The sequence below is a fragment of the Pseudomonas sp. m6p genome (assembly GCF_055760375.1).
On sequence record NZ_CM147084.1, the window covers coordinates 1,858,892 to 1,871,941 of the forward strand.

Genomic DNA, 13,050 nt, shown 5'->3' on the forward strand with positions numbered 1-13,050 from the left:
CTAGTCATCTAGATTCATCGGGAAAAAGGGGGCTGATTTAATTCAATCGCAGAGTATAAATTAGTTCCCTTTTCAGTACTTTTAAGTTAGGTGAGCTACTTGTGAGCGCGTTGCCACAGTTCGTGAGCGTCATCCATCAGGCCGACAGTAATTGACTCCTTGGTTTCGGGATCTCGTAGGAAAAAGAGACAGATCTATTTGAAAAAATAGATGCGTCCCCATTGTTCGAATATATGTGTTAAATTTAAGTCACTTGATGGGCCGACGAGCGGCCCTTTAGTTACTCGATCTCTTTAGGTGTGGATTCATGCCCTAATATAGGCGCTTCGCTACTAGATGGCAGGCCCTCCGAGTGAGCATGCGTTCTCCAGGAAATCCCCATAAGTTCTTTTGCAGCCTCAAACAGCGGCTTAGCATTCTCACCAATTTTTCCAGCTACGATGCTTGCTTCAATTGCTAGAGAGTATATGTGATCAAGGGACGATACTTTTTTGTGAAGCTCCTGCTGGACTTGTTCCAGTTTTTTGTGTAGGCGCCTTTTATGGTCGGCATCAAGGTCTTTGCAACTGGCTATAAAATCCCTTAGCTTGTTGATTAGAGATTGCAGCTCTTTAAAGTCACCATCAGTGAACTCATAGCCGAAACTATTTTTAATGCTTCGGGTAAATCTTGCATCTATGTCAGCCTCCAACTGGAGGGTCTTGTGATGTTTTAGAATGACGTTAACTTCGGCTAGAACTTTCCCTACGAAATCACGAGTGGCATCTTTGCTGACCAACCCACTGCTGATTTCTGGAATATCTGCCTCGAAGTCAAGAGCGCCACTTTTCTTCATGTAAAACAGAAACTTTACAATTTCCAAACTCTCACTCTCTAAACTAGAGAACATCTCTTTTTTTGAGGCGGCTATGTAAAGCGTGCACGCTTCTACCACTACGGCGAGTGGCTCCTCGCTGGCTCGTTCAAGAAGATTATCTGAAATCAACATAGGTGCCTCCTAGCGTATGAGATGCAGCGATGATGGCATACTGATGCTTGTTGTTGGAAGAGGTTACATATCGTCATTCAAATACCTAATACCTTGCACCAAGGCTTTTTTTGTCGATGACGCAGCGATAGAACATAGGTGGGCGAGGTAAGATGCGCCCCAACGACGACTGAGAGCACACGGGGCATCGTAATATTGGCACGAACGCGGATGTTAGTTGGCTCTGGAAAAAGGGGACTGATTTTTTACCAGAAAATACATCTGAGAATCATCTGGCCGACCTCCCAACCACATGGAGGTGCCGCAGTCAGGTCTCGATAAACACCAGCGTTTAAAAAGACATCTCCAGACACTCTCTCAGGCTACATATCCTTGCGCCTTTGCCTACAGCTACGCCAGAATCCGCCGGCTTGTGCGCTTTGTACCTGGTCTTTATCGTCTACGTGTCGCTGGCAACCCAGTGACCGGGTTTAGCGACCCGACCAGGTATAAGTGCAACGACGCTCCAGTTTGTCGCAGACGTTTGCGACGACGACATGGTGGCTGTGCGTGGGAGACCTTCGGGTCTGCCGGGTCTTATACCTCTCGGTTCGCTAACCCGCGTACAGCTGCCACCCTTACTTGTTTAGCGACGGGTTTTGGTGGTTCCACCAGGTATAAAAATGGAGCTTCACCATGATCAAACCAACACCTAATCCGCCCGAAACCCCCTCGGTTTCCCCCTACGAATCCATCGATTCCAAAAAACTCCACGAAGCCGCCGACCGCGCGCTCGATCATTACCTCTGTCCGCCCGGTTCCACGCCGCCACGTAAAACTCGTGGGATGTATGCCGTGACGGCGGATAACAAAACCGAAGAGCTGCTGGTGGATGCCAGTGAGACGCTTGCTTCGGCCAAAAACATCGCGCAGAACATTGCCAGCCTGGTGCCGGTGTCGCAGCGTCGGGCGCTGTTGGGGATTGCGCAGTTGATTATGCTCGGGGAGTTGGCGGTGAATCGGGCGTTGGATAATTTGCAGTTGCCGGGGTGATGGTTGTGCTGGGCGTGCCTGCTGATTGATTGGGTGTCGGTTCTGGCGCCTTCGCGAGCAGGCTCGCTCCCACAGGGTTTCAGGCTGATTGCGGATGTCGTGTGGGCATGCGTTGTTTTGTTGCCTGAGATGTTTGTGTAGGGGCTGCCGGAGGCTCGGGCCGCGTTCGGACGATCTTTTGATTTTGGTTTTAAAAGATCAAAGTCAAAAGATCGCAGCCTTCGGCAGCTCCTACAGGGGGCGATTTAATAGGGTTTCCAGGCGGGCTAGGGCCGGGGCGTCTTGGTTGCGGTTGAAGACTTGGATGGCGACTTTGAGTAAGCGGCCATTTTCAGCCGCTGCGATTACTTGCTCACACCGCAACGACAATCGTCCCAGATCACAATCAACGGCTTTCACACCGGTCGGCAATCGACCTTCCAGTTGCAGCTCCGCCATGCGTGTTTGCGCCGCGATCATTGCAATTGAGCGATCCCGCAGAACTCCGCTGCTTTGGGTCATCAGCCCGGCCACGCGCACGGCCGCCGACATCGCCACGGCAATGATCGCCAGCGCCACCAGCACTTCAATCAGGGTGAAACCCGCTTCTCGGGAACACGCGCGCATATAAGGCCCAAAACCAAAACACAGCCCTCGACGCTAACCCCCGTCCTTGACGGCTTGACGACGAAAACTCCCGAGGATTTTCAACATCCCTGACATATCTTCTTGCAACACTGCGCGTCGAATCGAATCAAGCCAAGGGAATGTCGAGATGGATATCGCGCAGTTCAAACAGCCCGGACGACCGAGCCGGATGCCGCGTGGGCAGCAGGGTTTTACCCTGATCGAGATCATGGTGGTGGTGGTGATTCTCGGGATTCTGGCGGCGATGGTGGTGCCCAAGGTGCTCGACCGGCCGGATAAGGCGCGGGCCACGGCGGCGAAGCAGGACATTGGCGGTTTGATGCAGGCGCTGAAGTTGTATCGCCTCGATCACGGCACTTACCCGAGCATGACGCAGGGTCTGAAAGTGCTGGTGGAGCGGCCGGCGGATGCGAAGAACAGCAACTGGCGTTCGTACCTGGAGCGTTTGCCGAATGACCCGTGGGGTCGTCCTTATCAGTACCTCAACCCCGGCGCGAATGGCGAGGTCGATATCTTTTCCCTCGGTGCCGACGGTCAGCCTGACGGCGACGGCGTGAATGCCGATATCGGTTCCTGGCAGCTGTAAGGCCGGTGATGAACAGCCAATCGAATCAGCAGGGGATGGCGATCATCAGTGCGCTGTTGATCGCGGCGGTGGTCGCGGTGATTGCGGCGGGAATGTTGACCCGGCAGAGCGTTTCGACCCGCGCGCTGGAGGCGGATCAGCAGCGGGTGCAGGGGCGCTGGGTGTTGCACGGCGGTCTGGAGATCAGCCGGCAGTTGCTTTGGGATGCGCGGCAGCGTGATCCGCTGACCCGGCTCGATCAGCCGTGGGCGCAGCGTTTGAACGCGCAGGGTTTCGAGGGGCGGCTGGAGGATGAGCAGGGCAAGTTCAACCTGCGCAATCTGGTGGCCAACGAGCGTGTCGATGAGGCGCAGGTGCAGGCGTTTCAGCGGCTGTGCGCGTTGATCGGCATCAGCGCCGGGTTGAGTCAGCGCATCAGTCAGCGGGTGATCGGCTCTTATCCGTATCTGTTGAATCCGCAGATTGCCGAAAACACCACGAGCAAAAACGCCTTTGACAGTGGCCGCGCCACGTCGCCGAATGCGTCGCGCAAGCCACAGCATCCGAAGTTGCCGATGCTGCGCAGTGTCGATGATCTGCGCAGCGTCGAGGGTGTGAATGAGGCGGTCATCGACAAACTGGCGCCGTATCTCACGGTAATTCCGGCGACTACTTGGCTCAATGGCAATACCGCCACCGCGCCGGTGCTGGCCGCGTATGTGCCGGGGTTGTCGCTGGAGCGCGCGCAGGCGCTGATCAATGAGCGTGACGCCGGGCGCTGGTTCATCAACCGGGGCGATTTCGTCAACCGCTTGCGCATGCCGAACCTGGAGCTGACCAGCGTCAAGGTCGGCATCACCAGTGACTGGTTTCGTCTGCGCGGCGAGGCGCGGCGGGATCAGCGCCGAGTCAGTCTCGATGCGTTGCTGCACCGCAGCGAGGATCGTCTGCCGCAGGTGATCTGGTCGCGGGTGGGGGCATGAGCCAGTTGCGTGTGAGTTTGCCGCCACTGGCGCAGTTAAGTCTCGACAGTGAGATGGACTGCGCGTGGCTGGACCGTCAGGGGCAGGTCATTCGTGAACAGCGCCAGACCTTTAGCCAACTGGGGCAGTCACCCAAGCAGCCACCGCTCAGCGCTTATCTGCACCCGGCGGACAGCCTGTTGGCGAGCATCGACCTGCCACCGCTACCGGCGAACAAGACCGCAGCGGCGGTGCAATGCGCGGCGCAGGCCTTGATGCTCGGCGATAGCAACGACATGCACATCGCTCACAGTTCGCGGGATGAAGCGGGGCAGGTGCAGATCGCCTGGGCGCCGCGTCAACGCTTGCAGCATCTCGGGCAATTGCTCAAGCAGGCCGGTCTGAATCTGCGCGGTCTGTACCCGGCGGCGTACCGCTTGCCGGTGCTGCCGGGCACGGTGGCCTGTCGGCAGGACGGCCATTTGTTGCTGCGCGAAAGCGTGCAGGTGGCGCGGGTGCAGCCGCTGTTCGACGACGAGATTGGCGATTGGCTGCTGACCTGCGGTACGCCGCTGCACTGGATCGGTTCGACGCCACCGCCGGATGCGCAATTGCCGATGGCCGAGGCGCAACGCTGGACCGGGCCGTTGCCCGGTTGGGGCCTGCACGGCGCGGTGCAACAGCAGCGCAGCGAGCATCGCGGTTGGGGCCGGGCGCTGGGGCTTTGCGCCTTGGCGGTGGCGGTGTGGGTCATCGGCTTGAACCTGTATGCCGCCCGCGAAGCCAGTCAGGGCCAGCAGCTCAAGGCGCAGATGGCGCAACGGGTGAAGCAGGCCTTTCCCGAGTTGCCGGTGATCCTCAATCCGCTGCAGCAGGCGCGTCAGCAATTGGCGGCGCGGCAGAAGGGCGCGGCGGAGGACCCGGCGCAGCCGTTCAATCGGCTGGTGTTGCAGGCCGGCAGTGGCATGCCGTTCATGGCCGGCACGGTCGAGCGCCTGACGTTTGTCGATGGCACCTTGCAGTTGAGTCTACTGGCCGACGCCCGACGCAGCGCCAATGACAAGGACAAGGATTGGCAAGCCGCATTGGCTCAGGTCGGGATCAGTGCGACGGCTGACGATGAAGGCTGGCTGCTGCGCCCAAGCGACGAAGTCACCAACCCCGACGACAGCGCTGACGACAGCGGAGCAGAAGATGAATAAGGCATCGCTCGCGGCCTACCGCGCCCGTTGGCAGCGTTTCAGCGCGCAGCTTCAGGCGCGTTGGCAAGCGCTGGCCCTGCGCGAAAAACGCATGGTCGGCGGCATGGCGGTGGTGCTGCTGTCGCTGTTGGTGTGGGTCGCATTGATTCAGCCGCCGCTGAAAAAAATCACTTACTGGCAAAGCGAAACGCCGAAGTTGCGTGCGCAGGCCGAAGCCCTTGAAGTGCTGCTGCGCGAGGTCAGCGTGCGCCCCGAAGGGCAAAGCTTGGCGCAGTCTCTTGAGCAAACGCTGCAGGCCAGCGGCCTGGCCGGGCACTATCAATTGCAGGCCGGGGAGACTGGCGCGTGGCAGTTGACGTTCGACGCGGCGCCAGCCGATGCGCTGCTCGACTGGCTGCTGAGCACTCCGGCACAACTTTCTCTGCAAGTGGTCGAGGCCCGTCTGCAACGCGCCGACAACGCTTCGACCGAAGTCACTGCCGGCACATTGTCAGGCACCGTTCGCATGGATCAGGCGCTGGGCGCTAAGGAAGCTTCATGAAGGGGTCAGGATCCAAACCGGCACGTCTGGCGTTGCCGATGCTGCTGATGGCGTTGAGCGCGTGCAGCAACACCACCACGCCGCCGAATCAGCCGCCGTTGCTGGTGGACAGCGAACTTGGCCGCCCATTGGCCAACACCCAACGCAGCGGTGATGCGCTGCTCGATCGGCAACGCGCCCAGGCTCAAACCGCGCCGCAACCCCGGCAACTGCACAACATCACCGAACGCGCACGCAGTGGCGGCGCCCCACGCGGCAGCACACTGCCGAGCAATCCGCTGGGCGATCAGCCGGTGACGCTGAATTTTGTCGATGCCGATATTCAGGCTGTGGTGCGCGCGTTGTCGCGTTCCACCGGCCAGCAGTTTCTGGTCGACCCTCGGGTCAAGGGCAGCCTGACGCTGGTCTCGGAAGGTCAGGTGCCGGCACGCCAGGCTTATGACATGTTGCTGGCGGCGTTGCGCATGCAGGGTTTCAGTGTGGTCGATGTCGGCGGCGTCGCCCAGGTGGTGCCGGAAGCCGATGCGAAACTGCTCGGCGGACCGATCTACAGCCCGGACAAACCCGCCGGCAACGGCATGCTCACCCGCACCTTTCGCCTGCAATACGAAAACGCGGTGAACCTGATTCCGGTGTTGCGCCCGATCGTGTCGCCGAACAACCCGATCAATGCCTACCCCGGCAATAACACCATCGTGGTTACCGATTACGCCGAGAACCTGACCCGCGTCGCCCAATTGATCCAGACCATCGACACCCCGAGCGCGATCGACACTGACGTGGTGCAGATCCAGAACGGCATCGCCGCCGACATCGCGCCGATGGTCGCCGATCTGCTCGACGCGCCGGGCAACGATCCGACGCAGAAAATCGCGGTGATCGGCGACCCGCGCTCCAACACCATCATCATCCGCGCCGGCAGCCCCGAGCGCACGGAGCTTGCGCGCAACCTGATCTACAAACTCGATAACGCACAGAGCAATCCGAGCAATCTGCATGTGGTGTATCTGCGTAACGCGCAAGCGGCGAAACTGGCGCAGGCCCTGCGCGGTTTGCTGACTGGCGAAAGCGACAGCGGCACCAGCGACAGTGCGCGCTCGGTGCTCAGTGCCATGGGCAGCAACGGCAACAACAATGGCGGTTCGAGCGCGCAGAGCGGCACGCAAACCAGTGGCAATACTTCGACCACTTCCAGCACGGGTAGCACTGGTGGCAGTTACGCCCAGGGCAGCAGTTCGACCGGCAGCGGCGGCAGTCAGGCCAGCGAACAGAACGTTGCGTTCAGCGCGGGCGGGGTGACGATTCAGGCTGACGCCACCACCAATACCTTGCTGATTTCCGCGCCGGAGCCGTTGTATCGCAACCTGCGCGAGGTCATCGATTTGCTCGACCAGCGCCGCGCGCAAGTGGTGATCGAGAGCCTGATCGTCGAAGTCGGCGAAGACGATGCCAGTGAATTTGGCGTGCAATGGCAGACCGGCAATCTCGGCGGCAACGGCGTGATCGGCGGGGCGAACCTTGGCGGTTCGGGGATCAATCTCAACGGCAAGACCAGCCTAGATGTGCTGCCGCAAGGCTTGAACCTCGGTTATGTCAACGGCACCGTCGACATCCCCGGCATCGGCAAGATCCTCGACCTGAAAGTGCTGGCTCGGGCGTTGAAGAGCAAGGGCGGCACCAACGTGCTGTCGACGCCGAACCTGCTGACCCTGGATAACGAGGCGGCGAGCATTTTTGTCGGCCAGACCATTCCGTTTGTCAGCGGCAGTTACGTCACTGGCGGCGGGGGCACCAGCAATAATCCGTTCCAGACCGTGACCCGTGAAGAGGTGGGCTTGAAGCTGAATGTGCGGCCGCAAATTTCCGAGGGCGGCACGGTCAAGCTCGATATCTATCAGGAAGTCAGCAGCATCGACGAACGTGCTTCGGTCAGCGCGCGAGCGGCGGGGATCGTCACCAACAAGCGCGCGATCGACACCAGCATCCTGCTCGACGACGGTCAGATCATGGTCCTCGGCGGCTTGCTGCAGGACGGCTACAGCCAGAGCAACGAAGCGGTGCCTTGGCTGGGGACGTTGCCGGGAATCGGTGCGCTGTTTCGCAACGAGCGCCGGGCGATCAGCAAGACCAACCTGATGGTGTTCCTGCGCCCATACATCATCCGCGACAGCGAAGCGGGGCGCAGCATTACCCTCAACCGCTACGACTTCATGCGTCGCGCCCAGGGCGGCCTGCAACCGGAGCGCAGCTGGGCGATGCCGGACATGCAGGCGCCGCAGTTGCCGACGGCGGCGCAAGGGGTGCCGAGTCCGGTTCCGGCTTCGGGACCTCGCGCGACGATCAAAGCTGTGCCGATTGAAGGGAGTACACGCTTTTGAATCCGACCCTCAATCTGAGAAGTAAACCTGTGGTGAGGGGATTTATCCCCGATGGGCAGCGAAGCGGCCCCAAAACCTATGCACGCGGTCAGCCAGATGTATTCGGATGTCAGGTTTCGGGGCTGCTGCGCTGCCCATCGGGGATAAATCCCCTCACCACAAGAATTCCCCTCACCATAGAGAGCCGGGACGACGCTGGACCTGTAGGAGCTGCCGCAGGCTGCGATCTTTTGATCTTTAAACGCAAAAGATCGCAGCCTGCGGCAGCTCCTACACGGGATCGTATTGCCACGGGAGGAGGGCTTTAGATGAGTGCGTTGCCGTACGCCTGGGCCAAGGCCCAGCGCATTCTGTTGTGCGACGGCGTGCTGACCGTTTGCCCATCGACACCGGGCTGGTCGATCAGCGAGGTGCGGCGCCAGTTCGGTGAAACCCCGCTCCGGCGCGTGCGCGACGATGAACTCGACGGCTTGCTCAATACGGCTTACGCGGATACCGGCAGTGCGGCGGCGGTCGTTGGCGCAGCAGAAAACGAAGTCGATCTCGACCGCCTGATGCAGGACATGCCGGAAATCACTGACCTGCTCGACACTCAGGACGGCGCGCCGGTGATCCGCATGATCAACGCCTTGCTCACTCAAGCCGCGCGCGATGAGGCCAGCGACATTCACATCGAACCGTTCGAAACCCATTCGGTGGTGCGCTACCGGGTCGATGGCACCCTGCGTGACGTGGTGTCGCCGCGCAAGGCGCTGCACGGCGCGCTGGTGTCGCGGATCAAGATCATGGCCCAGCTCGACATCGCCGAAAAACGCTTGCCGCAGGACGGTCGTATCGCGCTGCGTGTGGCCGGGCGGCCGATTGATATTCGCGTCTCCACCGTGCCCACCGGGCATGGCGAGCGCGTGGTGATGCGCTTGCTCGACAAACAGGCCGGGCGCCTGCATCTGGAAACCCTCGGCATGGACGCGCAGGTGCTGGCCAAACTCGATCACCTGATCCGCCAGCCCCACGGCATCGTGCTGGTCACCGGCCCCACCGGCAGCGGCAAGACCACCAGCCTCTACGCCGCGCTGGCGCGACTGGATGCCAGCACCAGCAACATCCTCACCGTCGAAGACCCGGTGGAATACGACCTGCCGGGGATCAGCCAGATTCAGGTCAACGCCAAGATCGACATGACCTTCGCCCTGGCGCTGCGGGCAATCCTGCGGCAAGACCCGGACATCATCATGATCGGTGAGATCCGCGACCTGGAAACCGCGCAAATCGCCGTGCAGGCCTCGCTCACCGGGCATCTGGTGCTGGCGACGCTGCACACCAACGACGCGGTGTCGGCGGTCAACCGCTTGATCGACATGGGCGTCGAGCCGTTTCTGCTGGCTTCGTCGATGCTCGGCGTTCTGGCGCAACGCTTGGTGCGACGGCTGTGCAATCAGTGCAAGCAGGAAGACCCGGCGGCACCGGGCACGTGGCGGCCAGTGGGCTGCGCCGCCTGCAACCACACCGGCTACAGCGGACGCACCGGCATCCACGAATTGTTCTGCATCGACGACGACATCCGCACCCTGATTCACCAGGGGGCAGGGGAGCAGGCCTTGCGCGCGGCAGCGGCCAAGGCCGGGATGTTCAGCCTGCGCGAGGACGGCGAGCGCTGGATTCGCAGCGGCGCCACCGCGCCTGAAGAAATCCTCCGTGTGACCCGGGACGCCTGATGAATCGCTATCGTTTTGAAGCCGCCGACGCTACCGGCAAGATCGAGTCCGGGCATCTGGAGGCGGACAGCCAGGGCGCGGCATTCGGCGTGTTGCGCAGTCGTGGATTGACCGCGTTGTCGGTGCACAAGGAAAGCAACGTCGCCCAGCATGGCGGCGGCAGTGGCTTGTTCAGTACGCGGATGTCGGACAACGACCTGGCCTGGGCCACCCGGCAATTGGCGAGCCTGCTCGGTGCCAGCCTGCCGCTGGAGGCGGCGCTCAGCGCGACAGTGGAGCAGGCCGAGAAAAAACACATCGCCCACACCCTTAGCGCGGTGCGCGCCGACGTGCGCAGCGGCATGCGTCTGGCCGAATCACTGGCCGCACGACCACGGGATTTTCCGGAGATCTACCGCGCGTTGATCGCTGCAGGGGAGGAGTCCGGCGATCTGGCGCAGGTCATGGAGCGGTTGGCGGATTACATCGAAGAACGCAACAACCTGCGCGGCAAGATTCTCACCGCGTTTATCTATCCCGGTGTGGTCGGGCTGGTGTCGATCGGCATCGTGATCTTTCTGCTGAGTTACGTGGTGCCGCAGGTGGTCAGTGCGTTTTCCCAGGCTCGGCAGGACTTGCCGGGGCTGACCTTGGCGATGCTCACCGCCAGTGATTTCATTCGCGCATGGGGCTGGTTGTGTGCGGCGCTGATCGCGGGGGCATTCTGGAGCTGGCGCCTGTACCTGCGCAATCCGGCGGCGCGCTTGAGTTGGCATCATCGGGTGCTGAAATTACCGCTGATCGGGCGTTTCGTGTTGGGCCTGAACACCGCACGGTTCGCCTCGACCCTGGCGATTCTCGGTGGTGCCGGGGTGCCGTTGTTGCGGGCGCTGGAGGCGGCGCGGCAGACGTTATCGAATGATCGCTTGAGCCTGAGTGTCAGCGACGCCACGGCCAAGGTGCGTGAAGGGGTGAATCTTGCGGCGGCGTTGCGGGTGGAAAACGTGTTTCCGCCGGTGCTGATTCACCTGATCGCCAGCGGCGAGAAAACCGGCGCACTGCCGCCGATGCTCGAACGTGCGGCGCAAACCCTGTCCCGCGATATCGAACGGCGGGCGATGGGCATGACCGCGTTGCTCGAACCGCTGATGATTGTGGTGATGGGTGGGGTAGTGCTGGTGATTGTGATGGCGGTGTTGTTGCCGATCATCGAGATCAACCAGTTGGTGCAATAACCCCCTGTAGGAGCTGCCGAAGGCTGCGATCTTTTGATCTTGATCTTGATCTTGAAAAGCAGAAGCAAAATCAAAAGATCGCAGCCTTCGGCAGCTCCTACAGAGAATGGAGTAAGCACCATCCACCTGTGGGAGCTGGCTTGCCAGCGATAGGGCCATGCAGAACAACAAATAACTCAGACTTATTTACCAGGACTTCAGCATCACCCGACCCTCAAAAGCACCATCCTCGGGTTCTCCTTTCTGTCATCTGCAACCACCCCGCAACGGCTGCAGCCAGTTTCAGCCAAACCCACGATCCAGCCCCCTCGCCATCCCCCGCAAACACCCGAGAACCTCCCCTGAAATACCCCGCGCAGCTCCCGAGGTTTTTTCCTTTATCTGTCACCGGAAACTGCGAATTTCTGACTGCGACTTAACCCCGGGCCCCGCTTGCGAAGGTCAGCGGTGAGTCTTCCCAGTGTCATGCAAGACCCCTGAAAACCTGTGTTCACAACCATCGTTGAAAAGGAGATTCTTCATGTTCAAGCGCACTCTGATCGCCGCTTCCCTGACCGTCGCCGCCCTGGCTTCCGCCCAGGCCATGGCCGTTACCGGTGGCGGTGCCACCCTGCCAGCTGCACTGTACAAAGGTTCGGCCGACAGCATCCTGCCTGCCAACTTCAGCTACGCCGCCGTGGGTAGCGGTGCCGGCAAGACCGCTTTCCTGACCAACAACCCGGCCGGCTTCAGCACCACCGGCACCGTGCATTTCGCCGGCAGCGATTCGATCCTCAGCGCTGCGGAAATCAACACCTACAACACCACCTACGGCGCTTCGTACGGCCCGCTGATTCAACTGCCGTCGGTGGCCACTTCGGTTGCCATCCCGTACAAAAAAGCCGGCCAGACCGCGCTGAACCTGACCAGCGCTCAGCTGTGCGATGCGTTCTCCGGTGCCAAAACTACTTGGGGCCAACTGCTCGGCACGACCGATACCACACCGATTCGCGTTGTTTACCGCAACGTTTCCAGCGGCACTTCGGAAATCCTCAGCCGTCACTTGAACTCGGTCTGCCCGACTCAGTTCGCCACCAGTTCCACCTTCACCAACGCGCGTCTGCCAGCCGGTTCGGCACTGCCGTCGAACTGGGTCGGCGTCGCCAACACTGCCGATGTCGCCACTGCCGTGAACGCGGTCGACGGTTCGATCGGTTATGTCGGTCCGGACGGTGTCGATGCTACCAGCAACGCTGTTGTTGCTCGCGTCAACGGTGTTCAGCCAACGTCGCTCAACATCACCCTGGCACTGTCGTCGGTGTCGGCTCCTTCGACCCCGGCCCAGGCTGCAAACCCTGCCAACTGGTCGCCAGTGGTGGCTAACCCGGCTTCGGGCTACAAACTGGCTGCCTACACCAACTTCATCTTCGGTCAGTGCTACAAGGATGCAACCGTGGCCGCGGCCGTCAAAGCCTTCCTGACTCAGCACTACAGCAACCCGGGCAACAACACTGCGACTCAGGCCCACAAGTTCGTCGCCGTGCCTAACGCCTGGAAAACCGCTGTAACCGCCAACTTCATCACCAACACCTCGGGCAACAACCTGGACATCAACAACGCCAGCGTCTGCAACGCTATCGGTCGTCCTTTGTAAGCTCGCGCGGTCGTAACACCGATGACGGCAACCTTCGGGTTGCCGTCATTTTTTTTGGCTCGAATACACGCCGAACATGAAGTTTGTGTGACATCCGTTCGGTCGCGCCCCTCGCCAACGGCCTATGTCGTAACAGCAGGTTTTTGCAGGCCTGCGGCATCTTTGGCAACCCAAGTGTGGCAATCAAAAAGGA

The 13,050-nt window shown here is 60.5% G+C and carries 11 protein-coding genes; 9 read left to right on the forward strand and 2 right to left on the reverse strand.

The window, feature by feature from the left end:
* Positions 1 to 280: 280 nt before the first annotated feature.
* Positions 281 to 988, reverse strand: coding sequence for a hypothetical protein (locus ACYZUM_RS08485; protein ID WP_108182498.1), 708 nt, complete (start codon positions 986 to 988; stop codon positions 281 to 283).
* A 675-nt stretch (positions 989 to 1,663) separates the two neighbouring features.
* Between ACYZUM_RS08485 and ACYZUM_RS08490 the strand changes: the two genes are divergently transcribed.
* Positions 1,664 to 2,020, forward strand: a complete 357-nt coding sequence (locus ACYZUM_RS08490; protein ID WP_108182499.1) for a DUF6124 family protein — start codon at positions 1,664 to 1,666, stop codon at positions 2,018 to 2,020.
* 231 nt (positions 2,021 to 2,251) lie between these two features.
* Here the strand turns inward: ACYZUM_RS08490 and gspI are convergent, their stop codons facing one another.
* A complete protein-coding gene (gspI, locus tag ACYZUM_RS08495) occupies positions 2,252 to 2,626 on the reverse strand; it encodes a type II secretion system minor pseudopilin GspI (RefSeq protein WP_108182500.1) in 375 nt (124 codons plus the stop codon).
* A 148-nt stretch (positions 2,627 to 2,774) separates the two neighbouring features.
* Between gspI and gspG the strand changes: the two genes are divergently transcribed.
* The 8 genes from gspG (at position 2,775) to ACYZUM_RS08535 (ending at position 12,857) form a co-directional block, all read left to right on the forward strand.
* On the forward strand, positions 2,775 to 3,233 hold the full coding sequence (gspG, locus tag ACYZUM_RS08500; protein WP_473061311.1) for a type II secretion system major pseudopilin GspG: 459 nt from the start codon (positions 2,775 to 2,777) through the stop codon (positions 3,231 to 3,233).
* A gap of 8 nt (positions 3,234 to 3,241) precedes the next feature.
* On the forward strand, positions 3,242 to 4,195 hold the full coding sequence (gene gspK / locus ACYZUM_RS08505) for a type II secretion system minor pseudopilin GspK (RefSeq protein ID WP_108182502.1): 954 nt from the start codon (positions 3,242 to 3,244) through the stop codon (positions 4,193 to 4,195).
* A complete protein-coding gene (gene gspL, locus ACYZUM_RS08510) occupies positions 4,192 to 5,376 on the forward strand; it encodes a type II secretion system protein GspL (RefSeq protein WP_108182503.1) in 1,185 nt (394 codons plus the stop codon). The genes gspK and gspL overlap by 4 nt, the downstream gene beginning before the upstream one ends.
* The gene (gspM, locus tag ACYZUM_RS08515; protein WP_108182504.1) at positions 5,369 to 5,917 is read left to right on the forward strand and encodes a type II secretion system protein GspM; all 549 of its coding nucleotides are present in this window, start codon (positions 5,369 to 5,371) and stop codon (positions 5,915 to 5,917) included. Before gspL ends, gspM begins: the two co-directional genes overlap by 8 nt.
* On the forward strand, positions 5,914 to 8,295 hold the full coding sequence (gene gspD / locus ACYZUM_RS08520; RefSeq protein ID WP_142580132.1) for a type II secretion system secretin GspD: 2,382 nt from the start codon (positions 5,914 to 5,916) through the stop codon (positions 8,293 to 8,295). Before gspM ends, gspD begins: the two co-directional genes overlap by 4 nt.
* A 308-nt stretch (positions 8,296 to 8,603) precedes the next feature.
* A complete protein-coding gene (gspE, locus tag ACYZUM_RS08525) occupies positions 8,604 to 10,010 on the forward strand; it encodes a type II secretion system ATPase GspE (protein WP_108182506.1) in 1,407 nt (468 codons plus the stop codon).
* Positions 10,010 to 11,224: a type II secretion system inner membrane protein GspF gene (gene gspF / locus ACYZUM_RS08530; RefSeq protein ID WP_108182507.1), complete on the forward strand. Its 1,215-nt coding sequence runs from the start codon at positions 10,010 to 10,012 to the stop codon at positions 11,222 to 11,224. Before gspE ends, gspF begins: the two co-directional genes overlap by 1 nt.
* 520 nt (positions 11,225 to 11,744) lie before the next feature.
* The gene (locus ACYZUM_RS08535; RefSeq protein ID WP_142580095.1) at positions 11,745 to 12,857 is read left to right on the forward strand and encodes a substrate-binding domain-containing protein; all 1,113 of its coding nucleotides are present in this window, start codon (positions 11,745 to 11,747) and stop codon (positions 12,855 to 12,857) included.
* Positions 12,858 to 13,050: the final 193 nt, after the last annotated feature.

Bases quoted from the DNA above. Each gene is read 5' to 3' on its own strand.
- gspF (WP_108182507.1), top strand. From the start codon at position 10,010: ATGAATCGCTATCGTTTTGAAGCCGCCGACGCTACCGGCAAGATCGAG.
- gspK (WP_108182502.1), top strand. From the start codon at position 3,242: ATGAACAGCCAATCGAATCAGCAGGGGATGGCGATCATCAGTGCGCTG.
- gspI (WP_108182500.1), bottom strand. From the start codon at position 2,626: ATGCGCGCGTGTTCCCGAGAAGCGGGTTTCACCCTGATTGAAGTGCTG.
- gspM (WP_108182504.1), top strand. From the start codon at position 5,369: ATGAATAAGGCATCGCTCGCGGCCTACCGCGCCCGTTGGCAGCGTTTC.
- gspE (WP_108182506.1), top strand. From the start codon at position 8,604: ATGAGTGCGTTGCCGTACGCCTGGGCCAAGGCCCAGCGCATTCTGTTG.
- gspL (WP_108182503.1), top strand. From the start codon at position 4,192: ATGAGCCAGTTGCGTGTGAGTTTGCCGCCACTGGCGCAGTTAAGTCTC.
- gspD (WP_142580132.1), top strand. From the start codon at position 5,914: ATGAAGGGGTCAGGATCCAAACCGGCACGTCTGGCGTTGCCGATGCTG.
- gspG (WP_473061311.1), top strand. From the start codon at position 2,775: ATGGATATCGCGCAGTTCAAACAGCCCGGACGACCGAGCCGGATGCCG.
- ACYZUM_RS08490 (WP_108182499.1), top strand. From the start codon at position 1,664: ATGATCAAACCAACACCTAATCCGCCCGAAACCCCCTCGGTTTCCCCC.
- ACYZUM_RS08535 (WP_142580095.1), top strand. From the start codon at position 11,745: ATGTTCAAGCGCACTCTGATCGCCGCTTCCCTGACCGTCGCCGCCCTG.
- ACYZUM_RS08485 (WP_108182498.1), bottom strand. From the start codon at position 988: ATGTTGATTTCAGATAATCTTCTTGAACGAGCCAGCGAGGAGCCACTC.